General features: G+C 67.5%; 14 protein-coding genes. 5 read left to right on the forward strand and 9 right to left on the reverse strand.

What is annotated here, in order from left to right:
* Window positions 1-3: 3 nt before the first annotated feature.
* The 3 genes from ald to F4036_05705 all read right to left on the reverse strand — a co-directional run bounded on the left by ald (window position 4) and on the right by F4036_05705 (window position 2,988).
* The gene (gene ald / locus F4036_05695) at window positions 4-1,125 is read right to left on the reverse strand and encodes an alanine dehydrogenase (protein MYK37234.1); all 1,122 of its coding nucleotides are present in this window, start codon (window positions 1,123-1,125) and stop codon (window positions 4-6) included.
* Window positions 1,126-1,282: 157 nt separating this feature from the next.
* Window positions 1,283-1,861 (reverse strand): hypothetical protein, encoded by a 579-nt coding sequence (locus F4036_05700; protein ID MYK37235.1) that lies wholly within the window; start codon window positions 1,859-1,861, stop codon window positions 1,283-1,285.
* A complete protein-coding gene (locus tag F4036_05705) occupies window positions 1,858-2,988 on the reverse strand; it encodes a hypothetical protein (protein MYK37236.1) in 1,131 nt (376 codons plus the stop codon). Before F4036_05705 ends, F4036_05700 begins: the two co-directional genes overlap by 4 nt.
* A gap of 47 nt (window positions 2,989-3,035) precedes the next feature.
* Here F4036_05705 and F4036_05710 point away from each other — a divergent pair, with 47 nt between their 5' ends.
* Window positions 3,036-4,763, forward strand: coding sequence for an OFA family MFS transporter (locus tag F4036_05710; GenBank protein ID MYK37237.1), 1,728 nt, complete (start codon window positions 3,036-3,038; stop codon window positions 4,761-4,763).
* 37 nt (window positions 4,764-4,800) lie between these two features.
* Here the strand turns inward: F4036_05710 and F4036_05715 are convergent, their stop codons facing one another.
* Both F4036_05715 and F4036_05720 read right to left on the reverse strand, forming a co-directional pair.
* Complete coding sequence (locus tag F4036_05715; GenBank protein ID MYK37238.1) at window positions 4,801-5,592, reverse strand: undecaprenyl-diphosphate phosphatase; 792 nt, start codon at window positions 5,590-5,592, stop codon at window positions 4,801-4,803.
* Window positions 5,589-6,890: an SAM-dependent methyltransferase gene (locus F4036_05720; protein MYK37239.1), complete on the reverse strand. Its 1,302-nt coding sequence runs from the start codon at window positions 6,888-6,890 to the stop codon at window positions 5,589-5,591. The genes F4036_05715 and F4036_05720 overlap by 4 nt, the downstream gene beginning before the upstream one ends.
* On the opposite strand from F4036_05720, the gene F4036_05725 reads away from it, so the two are divergent.
* Window positions 6,816-7,553 carry a pteridine reductase gene (locus tag F4036_05725; protein MYK37240.1) on the forward strand — a complete coding sequence of 246 codons (738 nt, stop codon included), beginning with the start codon at window positions 6,816-6,818 and terminating at the stop codon, window positions 7,551-7,553. The two genes, F4036_05720 and F4036_05725, sit on opposite strands and share 75 nt — an antisense overlap.
* 57 nt (window positions 7,554-7,610) lie before the next feature.
* On the opposite strand, the gene tsaD is transcribed toward F4036_05725, so the two are convergent.
* Entirely contained in the window at window positions 7,611-8,645 is a 1,035-nt protein-coding gene (tsaD, locus tag F4036_05730; protein MYK37241.1) for a tRNA (adenosine(37)-N6)-threonylcarbamoyltransferase complex transferase subunit TsaD, read from the reverse strand.
* Window positions 8,646-8,665: 20 nt separating this feature from the next.
* Here tsaD and folB point away from each other — a divergent pair, with 20 nt between their 5' ends.
* Window positions 8,666-9,046 carry a dihydroneopterin aldolase gene (folB, locus tag F4036_05735; protein MYK37242.1) on the forward strand — a complete coding sequence of 127 codons (381 nt, stop codon included), beginning with the start codon at window positions 8,666-8,668 and terminating at the stop codon, window positions 9,044-9,046.
* Window positions 8,947-9,618, forward strand: a complete 672-nt coding sequence (folK, locus tag F4036_05740) for a 2-amino-4-hydroxy-6-hydroxymethyldihydropteridine diphosphokinase (GenBank protein MYK37243.1) — start codon at window positions 8,947-8,949, stop codon at window positions 9,616-9,618. Before folB ends, folK begins: the two co-directional genes overlap by 100 nt.
* A gap of 13 nt (window positions 9,619-9,631) precedes the next feature.
* Here the strand turns inward: folK and F4036_05745 are convergent, their stop codons facing one another.
* From F4036_05745 to F4036_05755, 3 genes are all read right to left on the reverse strand, one after another.
* Window positions 9,632-10,534 (reverse strand): aldo/keto reductase, encoded by a 903-nt coding sequence (locus F4036_05745; protein ID MYK37244.1) that lies wholly within the window; start codon window positions 10,532-10,534, stop codon window positions 9,632-9,634.
* Between the two features lie 24 nt (window positions 10,535-10,558).
* Window positions 10,559-11,770: a multifunctional CCA addition/repair protein gene (locus F4036_05750; GenBank protein MYK37245.1), complete on the reverse strand. Its 1,212-nt coding sequence runs from the start codon at window positions 11,768-11,770 to the stop codon at window positions 10,559-10,561.
* Between the two features lie 143 nt (window positions 11,771-11,913).
* Window positions 11,914-13,413 carry a Do family serine endopeptidase gene (locus tag F4036_05755; protein ID MYK37246.1) on the reverse strand — a complete coding sequence of 500 codons (1,500 nt, stop codon included), beginning with the start codon at window positions 13,411-13,413 and terminating at the stop codon, window positions 11,914-11,916.
* 211 nt (window positions 13,414-13,624) lie between these two features.
* Here F4036_05755 and F4036_05760 point away from each other — a divergent pair, with 211 nt between their 5' ends.
* Window positions 13,625-15,775, forward strand: a complete 2,151-nt coding sequence (locus F4036_05760; GenBank protein MYK37247.1) for an adenosylcobalamin-dependent ribonucleoside-diphosphate reductase — start codon at window positions 13,625-13,627, stop codon at window positions 15,773-15,775.
* Window positions 15,776-15,777: the final 2 nt, after the last annotated feature.

The raw sequence follows: 15,777 nt of genomic DNA on the forward strand, positions 1-15,777 counted from the left end.
TAATCAGTGAATATTAAGCGCGTCTTGCGGCGGAGTAAACGAGTGGTCCAGCGCCTCGGCCACGGCCGGGTTGGTGACGCGACCGGCGTGAATGTTGAGCCCCGCCATCAGACCGGCGTCGTCGCGCATGGCCTGCCGCCAGCCCTTGTTCGCCAGCGCCAGCGTGAACGGCAGCGTGGCGTTGTTCAGCGCCAGGGTGGAGGTGCGCGGCACCACGCCAGGCATGTTGGCCACACAATAGTGAACGACGTCCTCCTCGACGAAGGTGGGGTCGGAATGCGTGGTGGGGTGGCTGGTCTCGAAGGTGCCGCCCTGGTCGATGGCGACGTCAACCAGCACCGATCCGGCGGCCATCTTCCGTACCATTTCGCGGTCCACCAGTTGCGGCGTCGATGCGCCCGGCACCAGGACGGCGCCGATCACCAGGTCCGCCTGTTCGACGTATTCCTCGATGGCCGAGCGGGTCGAATACATCGTGTTCAGGCGCGCGCCGAACTGCAGGTCCAGCTCCCTCAGCCGCGGCAGCGACTTGTCGAGCACCACGACGCGCGCCTCCATGCCCACGGCGATGCGCAGCGCATTGGTGCCCACGACGCCGCCGCCGAGCACCACGACGTTGGCCGCCAGCACGCCCGGAACGCCGCCAAGGAGCTTGCCGCAGCCGCCCATCTCCGTTTCCAGGCAACGGGCGCCAGCCTGCACGGCCATGCGGCCGGCGACTTCGCTCATCGGCGCCAGCAGCGGCAGGTGGCCGTGGGCGTCGGTGACCGTTTCGTAGGCGATCGCCGTGACGCCGGACTCCATCAGCCGCCGCGCCTGGTCGGGATCGGGGGCCAGGTGCAAATAAGTGAAGAGGACCTGGCCCTCGCGCAGCATCCGGCATTCGTCGGGCTGCGGCTCCTTGACCTTCACGATCATCTCGGCCTTGTCGAATACCTCTTCCGCGCTGGAGGCGATCTTCGCGCCCAGGGCCCGGTAATCGTTGTCGCTGCGGCGCAGTCCCGCGCCGGCATCCGCCTGCACCAGTAATTCGTGACCGTTTTCGATTAACTCGCGAGCGCTGCTTAAACTCAATCCTACCCGGTGTTCGTCGGGTTTTATCTCTTTGGGAACGCCTATCAACATGCCCGCATTGTAACGCTCCGCGCGGGTTCGATCCTGGCGCAACGGAAGCCTTTATCGTTCCCGTCCCGTCCGGGAGCGTTGGAGCCATGGATGGCGAAACCGAGCCAGGGATGGCGTCTCCAGGAGGGGACGGGAACGATAAAGGCGAGGGGAAGCGCTAGTGGCCGGGCGGGGGCGCGATGGGGGGTAGCGAATCCATGAATCCGGGCGCGGCCTTTTCGACCTCGCCGAACAGCCGCATTTCCTCGGCGGCGGCGTCGGCCGTATTGTCGGCCACGTAGTCCCAGTCGGAATCGGCGAACTGCGCCTCTTCCTCGGCCAGCGTCGAATGCCGGCTGGCCGAGAGGATGTTGAGAAACACGTCCAGGAAGCGCCTCGCCTCGTCCTCGAAGCCCTCGCGCTCGGACGCGCCGCGGTCCCTCAGCGTGTCGCGCGCAATGACCAGGCCGGCCAGGGCCTGCTCGCTGGCGGCCAGGCGAAATTTCAGCTTGTCCAGCTTGTCGCGGAACACGACGTCATCGGGGCCGGCGTGCGGATTCAGACGTTCCCACAGGCGGTGGTCCTGGGCGTGCAGGCGGTCCAGCGCGTGCTTGAGGTAATCCGAACAGGCCAGGTAAACGGGCACCGGATTGTCCGCGGCCGCCTCGCCGTCCAGCGCAGCGCCCAGCGTGCGGCGGACCATCGACATGCGCATGCGCTCCTGGCGCACGCGCTCGTGTGCAGCGGTGATGTTCATGAGCCTTGGCCTCCTTCTTGAATGGTGCAGACCTGCACGCGGGTGGCGGTGATCGATCCCAGCAGCAGCCTGTCCTGGTAGCGGGCGGCGACGCTGCCGGCGGAATGCATCCGCCCGGAGTCGGACGCGACCAGTTCAAGCTCGCTGCCGTCGGCGTTGAGACGATAGAAGCGGCTGGGCGCCGGGTAGTCCTTGTCGCCGAAGTGCCGGCCCAGCGCCATGCCGTTGGCGTGCTCCGCGACCCACAGTTTGCCGTCGGCGTCCACGTCGATATTGTCCGGAAATCCGGGCATCGGTACCCGCGACTGTTCGGTCAGCCTTCCTTCGGTGTCCGCCGTCATGATCTTCAGCCGCTTGCCCTGGGTCTCGGAGATGATGAATCGGCCGTCGGCGTAGCCGATCCCGGCGCCTCCCGCGAGCCTGTCGGCGGCCACGCGCATGACCTGGCCATCGTAATAGACGGCCCTGGCCAGTCCGGCGCCGAACAGGAACTCCTGGATCTGCTGGAAGCGATTGGCCGCGCCGGTGTCGTTGACCGCGATGAACTGCTCCGCGCCGACGGCCTGGATGTCGTTGGGGCTGTTCATCAGCGGGCTGCGCACGGTGCGCACGTGGTGCAGGAACCCGTCGTCGCGCAGTTCGAATATTTCCACCGCCTCCGGGCCCTCGCCGCGCTCGCGCGGGTGGTTGATCACGAAAAGCCGCGTGTTGCCGGCGGCGTCCTGGTGCAGGCTCATGCCGTGCGGGTGCAGGTGCGAGGGCACTTCCGCCAGGGGCAGGAACTGGCCGATGGGATCGGCGTTCAGGTCCAGCGCCAGGATGACGCCGCGGATGCTGCGGTTGGAAAGCAGCGCGCGCCGGTCGAGCACCGACAGGTAGGCGACGCCGCGCATGCGGTCGATCACGATGTCCTCGGCGCTGCCCGGCAGCGAAATGGCCTCGCAGGCCCAGGGTAGCTCTTCGTCCACGCTGGTGAAGGCGTTCATCCGCGCCATCGAACTCACGCCGGCCAGCAGCAGGAGTCCGAGGATGGCGCCTGTCGCGATCAGGAATTTCTTCATGCCGCCGAGTATAAGCAATAGCGTGCCCGTGCACGGAAAGACCGCCAGCCCGCCGGTGCTGGACACGCAGCCCCCGCGAAGGCGACACTGTGACGGATGAGCATGGCATCCTCATGAGTCGCCGCGCCGTAGCGTTCCTGCTCAAGGATCGCATCACCGCCTCACCCGGATTCAATCGCTGGTGGATTCCGCTGATTTCCGTCGCGCTCCATCTCTGCATCGGATCGGTCTACTCGTGGAGCATCTTCAACCCGGCGCTGACCCGGGAACTCGGCGTCGCGGCAAGCAGCGCCGACGACTGGAGCATCACCGTGATCGTGGGCGTTTTCTCCACCGCCATCGTATTCCTGGGTCTGAGCACGGCGGTGGCGGGCAAGTGGCTGGAGGACGTGGGTCCGCGCTGTGCCGGCGTCTGCGCCGCCGGTCTGTGGGGGATGGGATTCGTGATCGGCGGCGTGGGCATAGAACTGCACGAACTGTGGCTGCTGTACCTCGGGTACGGGGTGTTCGGCGGCGCCGGCCTGGGGCTGGGCTACATCTCGCCCGTATCGACGCTGATTCGCTGGTTTCCGGACCGGCGCGGATTGTCGACCGGACTGGCGATCATGGGTTTCGGCGGTGGAGCGATCATCGCCGCGCCGCTGAAGAAGTTCCTGCTCCAGACCTTCCACGAAGCTCCGCGGTATCTCGGCGCGACGGAGGCTGTGGACCTGGTCACCGAAGGAGGCAGGCAATTCGCCGAGGTGGCCGGCGAATGGCTCGAAGTTGTCGTCGCGGCGCCGGCCGACGTGTCGAGGATGATCGTTCCCGGCCCGGAAGGCGTCTATGTGGTCGGCACGGGGAATACGGGAGCGGCGCTGACTTTCTTCGCGCTGGGACTGGGCTACTTCTGCATCATGCTGGCCGCCGCCTTCTCGTTCCGCCTTCCTCCGAAGGGATGGAACCCGGCCGGGTGGGATGAAGAGGCGGCGCGGGCCGCGGGCAAGCCGGGCAGCGGCTGGCGGGGCATGCCGAGCAGCACCTACGTGCCCGTCCAGCGGGCGCACCGAACGCCGCAGTTCTATCTGATCTGGATCATGCTGTGCTTCAACGTCACGGCCGGGATCGGCGTAATCGGCGTGGCGGAAACGATGATGGTCGACATCTTCGGGCGGACCTTGCCTCACGTGGTTACCCCGGCCTTCGCGGTGACGTACGTGTTGATGATCAGTGTCTTCAACATGGGGGGCCGGCTCGCCTGGGCGACGGCTTCCGACTACATCGGGCGACGCAACACCTACCACTGCTTCTTCGCGCTCGGCGCGGCGCTGTACTGCTCGGTACCGCTTATCGCCAACGCCGGCAGCGTCAGCGCGAGCGCGGGCTGGCTGGTGGCGTTTTACGCCGTAACGATGGTGGCCTTCACGATGTACGGCGGCGGGTTCGCCACGCTTCCCGCCTATCTAGCCGACGTCTTCGGGACACGGCATGTGGGTGCGATACATGGCCGCTTGCTCACGGCCTGGAGCGTCGCCGGCGCGCTCGGGCCATTGCTCATCACCCAGCTTCGCGAGTTCTCGCTGGAACAGGCGGTCCGCGCGCTGGCGGCCAGGATCGATCCGGCGGCGTTCGAGGCGCACTTCGGCGCGCCCATGAGCAATCTCAATGAGCTGGTGGCGGCCAACACCGTGACCATCGGCAGGCTCATGGAAATTGTGCCGGCGGGCACTCCGGACCCCACGCCGGGCATCTATAACCTCACGATGTACGTGATGGGAGCGCTGCTGGCCATCGCCCTCCTGGCCAATCTGCGGATGCGCCCGGTATCGGAGCGGTTCGTTACGCGCGTCGCGGGTGACTGAACCCGCGCCCGTTATCGGATCCGCGAATACTCCCTCACTACAACAGGATCACCGCCGAAAGCGCCAGGCGGTAGAGCGCGAACGGCCACAGGCCCCAGCGCGCCACCAAGCGCAGCAGCAGGCCCATGCAAAGGAAGGCGGCCACGCCCGCCACGATCATGCCCAGCGCCAGCGCGCCCCAGTCGGCGGCGGCCGGGGCCGCGCTCAGGTTCACCGTCTCGAGGGCGGCGGCCGCCAGAATCACGGGGATCGCCAGCAGGAAGGACAGGCGGGCCGCGGCCGGGCGCGCCATGCCCAGGACCCGGGCGGCGGTAATGGTCACGCCGGACCGCGACGCGCCGGGAATCAGGGCCAGCGCCTGGCCGCAGCCGATCCAAAGCGCCTGCTTCCACCCGATCTCGCGCACCCGCGTCAGGTATTGCGGCCGGCGGTCCGCCCAGACCATCAGGATCGCGAACAGCGCGCCGGCTACGGCAATCAGCCGCGGTTCGCGGAAAGACGCCTCCACGGTGTCGTGCAACAGGAGTCCGAGCGCACCGATCGGCAGCGTCGCCAGCACGATCATCAGGCCCAGCCGCGCCGCCGGTCCCGGGGTCGCGCGGTACAGGAGCCAGGCGCGCCATTCGCCCAGGATCGCGGCGATTTCCCGGCGCGAGAACGCGATCACGGCGATCAGGCTGCCGAAGTGCACGGCCACGTCGAAGGCGATGCCCTGGTCGGCCCAGCCCAGCCAGGCCGGCACCAGGATCAGGTGGGCCGAGCTCGATATCGGCAGGAACTCGGTGACGCCCTGCAGCAGGGCCAACAGGACGATCTGCCAGAAGCTCATGCGCGCGCCGCCTCAGCCGCACGCTCCGGTACGCGCGCCGGGTTCAGCGACGCAATGAGGTCGCGCCCGCCGAAACCGCTCGGCGCCCCGATCCCTTCCGTCGCCAGTCCCAGGAACTTGAAGGCCTCGCCCATGCCGCCCGGCAGCATCAGCCGGCGTAACTCGGCCGCGTCCTTTGCCGACGGGGGCGATCCGGCCAGTTCCAGGATGCCGGCCGCCAGCAGGAACTGGGTCTGGTTGGTATAACCCGCCGTTGTCAGTCCCGCCGCCTCCGCCGCGCGCGCAATGGCGGTGAAGTCCACCCAGGCGGTGATGTCCTCGCGCCCCGGCCGGCGAAAGGGATCGTCGTGCCAGTGCTGTCCGGAGTGGCAGCCCAGCGTGCCTTCGCTGCGTTCGGCCAGGTACAGCTCATGGCGCGGCAGTCCATAGTCGGCCAGCAGCACCAGGCCGGCTTCCAGCGTCTGGGCGAGCTCCCCGATAAACTCATCCTGATTCAGCCGGATTTCCGAGCAATAGCCGTTCGGCAGCGTCCAGGGCAGTTCCGCCTGCAATCCGTCAAGCGCCTGCTCCAGCGCGGCGTCCGCGCGCCGGTCTTCCCAGCGCAGCCCCTGCTCCCCGCCCAGGCTCACGCCGCGCTCCAGCCAGGCGCCCCGTTCGCGCCGGAAACACTTGCAGGGCAGGGCGTCGAGCACCTCGTTGGCGATGATCGTGCCCCGTATGCGTTCGTGCGTGAGCCGGTCCACCCACTCAAGCCGTTCGAGAAGGTCCGGGTGCGTTCTCCCCAGGCGCTCCCGCTGCACGGCCCGCAGGCCGGGCGCGGGCTCGACCAGGAGGTAGCGCTGCGGCAACTTGCCCGCCTCCTTGAGTTCGCCCAGTACGACCTCGGCAAGCCGGCCGCTTCCCGGGCCCAATTCGACGATTTCACCGTCCGGGCAGGCGGTAAGGACCTCGGCGCATTGCCCCGCCAGGGCGCGTCCGTAAAGCGCCGACGTTTCGGCGGCGGTGTCGAAGTCTCCTCCCTCGCCGATTCGGGCCCGGCCCGCGCCGTAATAGCCTTCTTCGGGGTGGTACAGCGCCAGTTCCATGTAGCGGTCGAACGCCAGCCAGCCGCCCGCCTCGGTGATCGCGGTCAGGATGTGCCCTGGCGGGGCCTGCAATGGGGCTGTTTTCATCGCGGGTTCATATAATGCCGCCTCCGGGCAACAAAGGGCGGCGCAAGGGCAATGACGACGGCGAAAGTCGCACTGGTGACCGGCGGCGCCAAGCGCGTGGGCGCGGTGATTGCCGGGGAACTGCATGCCGCCGGATTCACACTGGCGGTGCACTGCAATCGCTCGCTCGCCGACGCCGACGAACTGGTAGCGCGTCTCAACGGAATCCGCTCCGATTCCGCGTTTGCCCTTCAGGGCGACCTGCTTGAGGAGGGCGCCTGCGAGCGCCTCGCCGCCGAAACGCTGGAGCGCGCCGGGCGCCTCGACTGCCTGGTGAACAATGCTTCGACGTTCTATCCCACGGCGGTGGGCGAGATCACCGAGGACGACTGGCATAGCCTGGTGGGCAGCAACCTCAAGGCGCCGGTGTTCCTGTCGCAGGCCCTGGCGCCGGCGCTTAAGGCCTCGCGCGGCGTCATCATCAACATGGTGGACATCCATGCCCGCAACCCGCTTCGGGGCTACCCGGTGTATAGCGCGGCCAAGGCGGGGCTGGCGGCCCTGACGCTCAGCCTGGCCGGCGAACTGGCGCCGGAAGTGCGGGTCAACGGCATCGCGCCGGGCATGGTCATGTGGGCCGATCCGCCGCCGCCGGAGAACGTGAAGAAGGCCATTCTTTCGAAGACCCCGCTCGGGCGGGCCGGCGAGCCGCGCGACGTGGCCCGGCTGGTGCGTTTCGTGGTCTGCGACGCGCCCTTCGTGACCGGCCAGATCATCGCCGTGGACGGCGGCCGCAGCATCGGCTGGTAGCCTGGGAGCGAGGGCGTCCCGCCCTCGACGAAGGCGAGACGCCTTCGTTCCCGGACCTCACGCAGGCGAGAAGGGCGTTACTTCGTTGATGTTCCAGCGCGGGCGGGCGTCGGGCGCCGCCGGGCCGGGAGCGCCGCCGGACAGGCGCAGGCAGCCGGTGAGCGCGATCATCGCGCCGTTGTCCGTGCAGTACTCGGCGCGCGGGTAGTAAAGGCCCACGCCCGACTCTTCGCACATTTCCTTCAACCGCGACCGCAGCCGGCGGTTGGCGCCCACGCCGCCCGCCACGACCAGGCTGCCGTGCCCGGACTCGTCCAGCGCGCGCGCGGTGCGGTCGAGCAGCGATTCGACGATGGCCGTTTCCAGCGCCAGCGCCAGCGAGGCCCGGTCCGTTTCGCCGAGCGGCCCGTTGGCGGTCAGGTCGCGCACCTTGTACAGCAGCGCGGTCTTGAGTCCGGAGAAGCTGAAATCGAGGTCCCTGCGCCCCCGCATCGGCGTCGGCAGGGTGAAGCGCCCCGGCTCGCCCTCATCGGCCAGCCGGGCGATTTCCGGACCGCCCGGATAGCCGAGGCCCAGCAGCTTGGCGCCCTTGTCGAAGGCCTCGCCTGCCGCGTCGTCCAGCGATTCGCCCAGCACCGCGTAGTCGCCGTAGCCGCGCACGTCCACCAGCAGGCTGTGGCCGCCGGAAACCAGCAGCGCCAGGTACGGAAATTCCGGCGAATCGCCTTCCAGCAACGGGGCGAGGAGATGCGCTTCCATGTGATGCACGCCGACCAGCGGCACGCCCAGCGCACGCGCCAGTCCGCCGCTGAACACGAGCCCGGCCAGCAGCGCGCCGATCAGGCCCGGCCCGGCGGTGCAGGCGACGCCGCTCAGGTCGGATTTGCGCAATCCCGCGTCGTCGAGGGTCCCGTTCACCAGCCCGGCGAGGCGCTTGATATGGTCCCGCGATGCCAGTTCCGGCACCACGCCGCCGAATTCCGCGTGCTGCCGCGCCTGGCTATACAATCGGTGCGCCAAAAGACCCCGGCGGGCCTCGTAAATCGCCACGCCGGTCTCATCGCAACTCGTTTCAATTCCCAGAACACGCACCCGAGGAATTTTAATCTTCGATGCCGCAAATGACCGACAGAATCATCATTCAGGACCTGCGCGTGAAAGCTATCGTGGGCGTCAACCGCTGGGAGAAAGCCGCGCCGCAGGTGGTGGGAGTGGACCTCGAGATCGGAGTGGACGCGGCGAAGGCGGCGGAAGCCGACGAGATTGCCGCCACGGTCGATTACAAGCGCGTGTCGCGCGAAATTGCGGCGCTGGCCGAAAGCCGCAGCTACGAACTGATCGAGACCCTGGCGGAAGCCATCGCGGCGCTGGTCCTTGGCGAGCACGGCGCGCAATGGGTGCGCGTGACGGCGCGCAAGCCCTTCGCGCTGCGCAATGCCCGCGACGTGGGCGTGGTGATCGAACGCGGGAATCGAACCATCGGGGACGCGTGAATCCGGCGGCCCGCGTATTCGTCAGCGCCGGCAGCAACATCGATCCGCGCGCGAACCTCGAAACCGCCTGCAGGGCGCTGAAGCGACACTACGGCGAGATTGAACTGTCGCCGTTGTACCAAAGCCCGGCGGAGGGCTTCAGCGGCCCGGACTTTCTCAACCTGGTGGCGGGCTTCGAAACGGAGGAATCGCCCGGTGAAATACGCAAGCGGCTGGCGGAACTGGAAGCCCGGGCGGGCCGCGACCGGACAGGCGGCAAGTTCTCCTCGCGCACGCTGGACCTGGACCTGCTGCTGTACGACGACCGCGTCGATGCGTCGCTGAAGCTGCCTCATCCCGACATCGAACGCTACGCCTTCGTCCTCAAGCCGCTCGCCGACCTCGCGCCCGACCTCCGCCATCCCGTCTCCGGCGCCACCATCGCCGAACTCTGGCGCTCCTTCTCCGGCCCTCGCCACTTGAGGCTTTGCTCTCCACCGCTGGCATGGAGCGTCGGCGACAGGGATGTCGCCGCCGAGCCCCATGGAGGGGTTCATGCGCCTCCAGGCAAGGGGTGGAGAGCAAAGCCGTAGGGCTGATCGAGAGTTAGAGCCAGGCGGCGATGCGTTCGCGTTGATCGGAGTCGGGCAACGGGCCCAGGGCGGCGCCGAGGTTGTCCACCATGTGCTTGACCTTGGTCGTGGCCGGGATCACGCAGGTCACCGCCGGGTGCGCCAGGATCCACTTGAGGAACAGCTGGCCCGGGCTGTCGCAGCCCAGTTCCGCGGCCACGTCCGGCAGCTCCTTGTTGCCCACGCGGCGGAACAGGTCGCCGCGCACGAACGGCCGGTTCACCATGACCGCCATGCCCCGCTCCTGCGCCAGCGGCAGCAGCCGCTGTTCGGCTTCGCGCTCGCCCAGGCTGTAGTTGAGTTGCACGAAGTCCCAGTCGGCGGCCTGCATCACGCGTTCGAAGTCCGCGAACTGCCGCGGGTTCGAGGTCGTGATGCCGATGTAGCGGAAGGTGCCGTCGGCCTTCATCTCGCGCATGGTCTCGAGATGGACCTCCCAGTCCACCAGGTTGTGGACCTGCATCAGGTCGATCCGGTCCAGGCCCATCTTCTCCATCGATTCCCTCATCTGCCTGACGCCGGATTCGCGCCCCTCGGTCCAGACCTTGGTGGCGCAGAACATCGTTTCGTTGCCGGCCGCCAGCGGAAGCAGCTCGCCCAGGTGGGTCTCGGAATTGCCGTACATCGGCGAAGTGTCGACCAGCGTGCCGCCGGCGAACAGCGCTTCCAGCACTTCGACGAGCGCGGCGCGCTGGTTTTCTCCGCTGACGCTGTTGAACACGCGCGACGTGCCCAGGCCCACGGGCGGCAGGGCCTCGCCGCTCGAGGGGATGTGGTGCATGCGGACGTCGGCGGCGCCGGACGGCGGCAGGCTGAGCGCGAGGCCGGCTGCGCCTGCGCCTATGAGCGCGTCTCTGCGGGTGATTCTTCGGATCATGGTGTTCTCTCCTGCTTCTCAGGGTCAGGTTTCTGCGATGGCGGCGATGCGGCGGCGGCGCAGCTCGTCGCCCAGGCGGGCGCCTTCGTAGCCTTCGTCGGCCAGGTCCGCGCCCGAAACGGCGCTCGCGGCGGCGAAGGCGCGGCGGAAAACGTCGGCGGCGGGATAGGCGTCCTCGGTCATGCCCAGGCGGCCGCGGTAGTCCGCCTCGCAGGCCACCAGGAAATCCTCCAGCAGGCTGTCGGCCCGAAACGCACCCAGCGATTCCAGCACCTTGAGCTTCGTGTCGGGACGCAGTTCGTCGGCGCGGTGGCAGACGCCGTGGTAGCGCGCGACCTTTTCCGCCAGCGTCCGGAACCGCTTCGGCGCGCCCAGCCGTTCGCACATCTCGCCCACCAGGCGCACGCTGGCCGCCTCGTGCCCGCTGTGCCGCGGCCAGTACTGCTCGGGCGTGACCCCCTTGCCGAGATCGTGGGTGAGCGCCGCAAACCGCACTTCCACGCTGGGCGAAAAACGGGCCGCCTGCTCGAGCACCATCATTACGTGCACACCGGTATCGATCTCCGGGTGCCAGCGTTTCGGTTGCGGCACCCCCCAGAGGCGGTCGATCTCCGGAAAAATAACCTTCAGGGCGCCGCATTCGCGCAATACCTCGAAGAAGCGCTGCGGCGCGTCCTCGCCCAATGCCCGCACCGTCTCCTGCCAGACGCGCTCCGGCACCAGCGCCGCCGCCTCGCCCCGTGACACCATTTCGCCCATCAGCGCCATCGTATCCGCGGCAATCGCAAAACCCAGGCCATCGAAGCGCGCCGCGAAGCGGGCGACGCGCAGGATCCGCACCGGGTCTTCGCGAAATGCGGGCGAAACGTGCCGCAGCACTTTCTCCGCGAGGTCCCGCTCGCCGCCGTGGGGGTCCACAAGGCGCCCGTCGTTGTCCTCGGCCATCGCGTTGATGGTCAGGTCGCGCCGCAGCAGGTCTTCCTCAAGCGTGACCTCGGGGCCGAAATCGACCTCGAAACCCCGGTAGCCGGGAGCGGTCTTGGTTTCGCGCCGCGCCAGCGCGTATTCCTCCTGCGTATCCGGGTGCAGGAAAACGGGAAACGAGCGCCCGATCTCCTTGTAACCCTGCTTGAGGAGTTCATCGGCGGTGGTTCCCACCACCACCCAGTCGCGCTCGCGCACCTCAAGGCCGAGGAGCCGGTCCCGTACCGCGCCCCCTACCAGGTATGACTTCATGCTGGGCTATGCGCTGCTAAAGGCCGCATCCGCACCCGTCCTTCCGGAACCTTCCGAAGCCAGGGATGGCTGAGGAGAGCCCACAGGGATGTGCTTGCCGGCGTGTTCCGGAAGGACGGGTGCGGATGCGGCCGCAGGGCCGGCTAGCCCCGCACCGTGATGACGACCCTGCGGTTGCCGCGGGCGAGATGGAGCACCAGCAAGGACCGGTTTTCGGCCGCCGCCTTCATCTGCTCCACGTTGCGCACGTCGGTGCGGTTGACCCGGAAGATCACGTCCTCGGCCTCAAGGCCGCTGTTCTCGGCGGCGCTGCCGGGTGCGATGGATTCCACCAGGATTCCCTGGTAACCGCCCTCCTGGCCGTTGACCAGCGTGGCGCCGGCCAGGGCCGGATGGACCTCGTCGCCGCTGGAGGTCACCATGCCTCCCAGAACCACCTCGACCAGCTTGAGCTGGCCGTCCTTGCCGACGATCTGCAGCGACACCTCTTCGCCCACGGAACGCAGGCCGACGGTATTGACCAGATCGCTGCTGCCCTCGATTTCCTTGTCGTTCACCCTGACGATCACGTCGCCCGGTTCGATTCCGGCTTCCTCCGCGGCCGAGTCCGGAATGACCTCGCTGACGAAGGCGCCGGCCGAGGAGGCCAGGTCCAGCGCCTGGGCCACGTCCTCGCTCACGTCCTGCACGAACACGCCCAGGCGGCCGCGCCGGATTTCACCGAATTCCACCAGTTGGCGCATGATCTCGCGCGCGATGGAGGTCGGAATGGCGAAGCCGATGCCGATGTTGCCGCCGGAGCGGGACAGGATGTTGGAGGGGATGCCGACCAGTTCGCCGCGCATGTTCACCAGCGCGCCGCCGGAGTTGCCGGGATTGATCGACGCGTCGGTCTGGATGAAGTCCTCGATGGGGCTGGGCGCACCCGCTGCGCGGGCCCGCGGGATGGACCGGCCCACCGCGCTGACGATGCCGGAGGTCACGGTGTGGGTCAGGCCGAACGGATTGCCGATGGCCACCACGAAGTCGCCCACCTGCACCGCTTCGGAATCGCCCAGCGGCATCTCGGTCAGGTCGTCCGCCTCGTCCAGTTCCAGCACGGCCACGTCGGTGCCGGCGTCCGATCCCACCACCGAGGCGGCGATGGTCCGGCCGTCGCTCAGGGTCACTTCGATCTCGGACGCGTTCTGGATCACGTGATGATTGGTGAGCACCAGCCCGCGTCCGGCGTCCACGATCACGCCGGAACCCGTGGGCTGCGGCTGCGGCTCCTGCTGCTGTTGCTGGGGCTGCTGCCGGCGGCGCGGGTTGCCGAAGAAGCGCTCGAAGAAGGGGTCGCCCTGGAAGGGGCTGCGGAAACTCCTGGCCGGCCGGGCTATTGCGATGCTCACGACCGCCGGCGTGGTGGCCTGGACCAGCGGCGCCAGGCTGGGAAAGGCCTGTCCGTCCAGTTCCAGCGGCAACGAGGCCGGGGCCGTTCGTTCCTGGGCGTACGAGGGCGTCGGCGCGCCGCCCGACAGCAATGCGCCCGCGCCGGCAAGGACCAACGCCAGCGTCGATAGTCCGATCAAGATCCTGCGTCTCATCTTCCTGTTCCGTATGTCAGTAAATTGCATTGGCGAAGTATCCCAATTGATGCGCATATGCCGCAAACAGTCGCGCCGCGCCGGCGGCCCGCTCGTCGGAAAACGGCGGTTTCATTGTAATCCAGAGCGGCTGTTGCAATTGCCAATCGCGGGGGTTAAAAATTCGCTCAGGTCAGCGCTGAAATAACGCTGGATCAAGGGGACAGCGCACGCGACTTTCCGGTTTCCGCAGTCTGGGAACGGAAAGCGGAAAATATTGGGGGAGTCTATGGGGCAACCGGTCAAGCTGGCACATTTCGGCGATGACAGAGAGGAGATTTCCTTACAGCCAGCCTCCCTCGACATCTGGGATTCCAAATACCGGTTAAAGACCAAGAAAGGCGAAGTCCTCGACGAAGACGTTCACGCCACCCACGCCCGGGTGGCGCGCACCCTGGCCGAAGTCGAACCCGAGGACGTCCGCGAGAAGTGGTTCGAGTCCTTCCTCTGGGCCCTGAGCCACGGCGCGGTCCCCGCCGGCAGGATCGTCTCCAACGCCGGCGCCCAGGAGCACAAGCCGGCCACGTCCACGATCAACTGCACCGTGTCGGGCACCGTGCGCGACTCGATGAACGGCATCCTGGAGATGGCGCACGAAGCGGGGCTGACGCTCAAGGCCGGCTGCGGCATCGGCTACGAGTTCTCCACGCTGCGTCCGCGCGGCGCCTACGTGGCCGGCGCCGGCGCCTATACCTCGGGGCCGCTGTCGTTCATGGACATCTACGACAAGGTCTGCTTCACGGTGTCGTCCGCGGGCGGACGCCGCGGCGCGCAGATGGGCACCTTCGACGTCGGTCATCCCGACGTCAAGGAGTTCATCACGGCCAAGCGCGAGGACGGGCGCCTGAGGCAGTTCAACCTGTCGCTGATGATCACCGACGAGTTCATGCAGGCCGTCGAGTCCGAGGGCGACTGGGTGCTGGCCTTCCCGCTGGACCCGCTGGAGGCCGAGGAGGACGATGTCGATCTGACCGACGGCCAGGCCGTCGTCTGGCGCGACTGGCCGGTAACGGAAGGCTATATCACGGACAGGGAAGGGCGGGTGGCCTGCAAGGTCTATGGAACCCTCCCGGCCCGGGAACTGTTCGATCTCATCATGCAGTCCACCTACGACTTCGCCGAGCCCGGCTTCATCCTGATCGACCGCGTCAACGAGATGAACAACAACTGGTACGTGGAGAACATCCGCGCCACCAACCCCTGCGGCGAGCAGCCCCTGCCGCCGTACGGCGCCTGCCTTCTCGGTTCCGTGAACCTGACCCGCTTCGTGCGCGAACCGTTCACGGAAGGGGCCTGGTTCGACTGGGACGAGTTCAACGCGGTCGTGGCGATCTTCACCCGCATGCTCGACAACGTCGTGGAGATCAACGGCCTGCCGCTCGACACCCAGGTCAGCGAAATCCTGCGCAAGCGGCGCCACGGCATGGGCTTTCTGGGGTTGGGATCGACGCTCACCATGCTGCGCATCCGCTACGGCGGCGACGACTCCACCGGATTTACCGAGCGGGTCGCGCGCGAACTGGCCGTGACCGGATGGCGCGTGGGCCTGGAGCTGGCGCGCGAGAAGGGTCCGGCGCCGATCATGGACGAGGAGTTCGAGGTGACCCCGCAGATGCTGCGCCGCCGTCCCGAAATGGCCGAAGACGGCGTCAGGGCCGGCGACAGGCTGCCCGGCAAGGTGTTGATGGCGCGCTACAGCCGCTACATGCAGCGCGTGGCCGGCGAGGACCCCGAACTGGTGGCCGCCATCGCCGAGGACGGCGCGCGCTTTACCCATCATTCGTCGATCGCGCCCACCGGCACCATCTCGCTGTCGCTGGGCAATAACGCCAGCAACGGCATCGAGCCCAGCTTCGCCCACCACTATTTCCGCAACGTGATCCGGGAGGGGCGCAAGACCAAGGAGAAGGTGCCCGTTTACTCGTATGAACTGCTCGCCTACCGCGAGCGGATCAATCCCGGGGCCAATCCCGAAGGCGAGGGCGAGCAGGCGCTGCCCGACTACTTCGTTACGGCCGACGACGTTTCGCCGTCGGAACACGTCGCGATCCAGGGCGCGGCCCAGAAATGGGTCGATTCGTCCATCTCCAAGACCGCCAACGTGCCGTCCGACTACCCGTACGACCGGTTCAAGGACATCTACATCGAGGCCTGGAAGAGCGGCCTGAAGGGCTGCACCACCTTCCGCTTCAACCCCACCGCCTTCCAGGGCGTGCTGGTCAAGGAAAAGGACCTGAAGAGCACCTTCTACGTCTTCCAGCTCGAAGACGGCAGCGAGGTCCGGTTCGCCGGCGACGAGGAAGTCGAGTACGACGGCCAGGTGCATACCGCCGCCAACCTCTTCGACGCGCTCAAGGAAGGCTACTACGGGAAATTCTGAAC

Source organism: Gammaproteobacteria bacterium (genome assembly GCA_009845905.1).
Taxonomy (GTDB): Bacteria; Pseudomonadota; Gammaproteobacteria; order Steroidobacterales; family Foliamicaceae; genus Foliamicus.

Coding starts and splice junctions, on each gene's coding strand:
- ald (MYK37234.1), bottom strand. CDS start 1,125: ATGTTGATAGGCGTTCCCAAAGAGATAAAACCCGACGAACACCGGGTA.
- F4036_05700 (MYK37235.1), bottom strand. CDS start 1,861: ATGAACATCACCGCTGCACACGAGCGCGTGCGCCAGGAGCGCATGCGC.
- F4036_05710 (MYK37237.1), top strand. CDS start 3,036: ATGAGTCGCCGCGCCGTAGCGTTCCTGCTCAAGGATCGCATCACCGCC.
- F4036_05715 (MYK37238.1), bottom strand. CDS start 5,592: ATGAGCTTCTGGCAGATCGTCCTGTTGGCCCTGCTGCAGGGCGTCACC.
- F4036_05725 (MYK37240.1), top strand. CDS start 6,816: ATGACGACGGCGAAAGTCGCACTGGTGACCGGCGGCGCCAAGCGCGTG.
- F4036_05720 (MYK37239.1), bottom strand. CDS start 6,890: ATGCAGTTCCCCGGCAATCACCGCGCCCACGCGCTTGGCGCCGCCGGT.
- folB (MYK37242.1), top strand. CDS start 8,666: ATGCCGCAAATGACCGACAGAATCATCATTCAGGACCTGCGCGTGAAA.
- folK (MYK37243.1), top strand. CDS start 8,947: ATGGGTGCGCGTGACGGCGCGCAAGCCCTTCGCGCTGCGCAATGCCCG.
- F4036_05745 (MYK37244.1), bottom strand. CDS start 10,534: ATGATCCGAAGAATCACCCGCAGAGACGCGCTCATAGGCGCAGGCGCA.
- F4036_05750 (MYK37245.1), bottom strand. CDS start 11,770: ATGAAGTCATACCTGGTAGGGGGCGCGGTACGGGACCGGCTCCTCGGC.
- F4036_05755 (MYK37246.1), bottom strand. CDS start 13,413: ATGCGCATCAATTGGGATACTTCGCCAATGCAATTTACTGACATACGG.
- F4036_05760 (MYK37247.1), top strand. CDS start 13,625: ATGGGGCAACCGGTCAAGCTGGCACATTTCGGCGATGACAGAGAGGAG.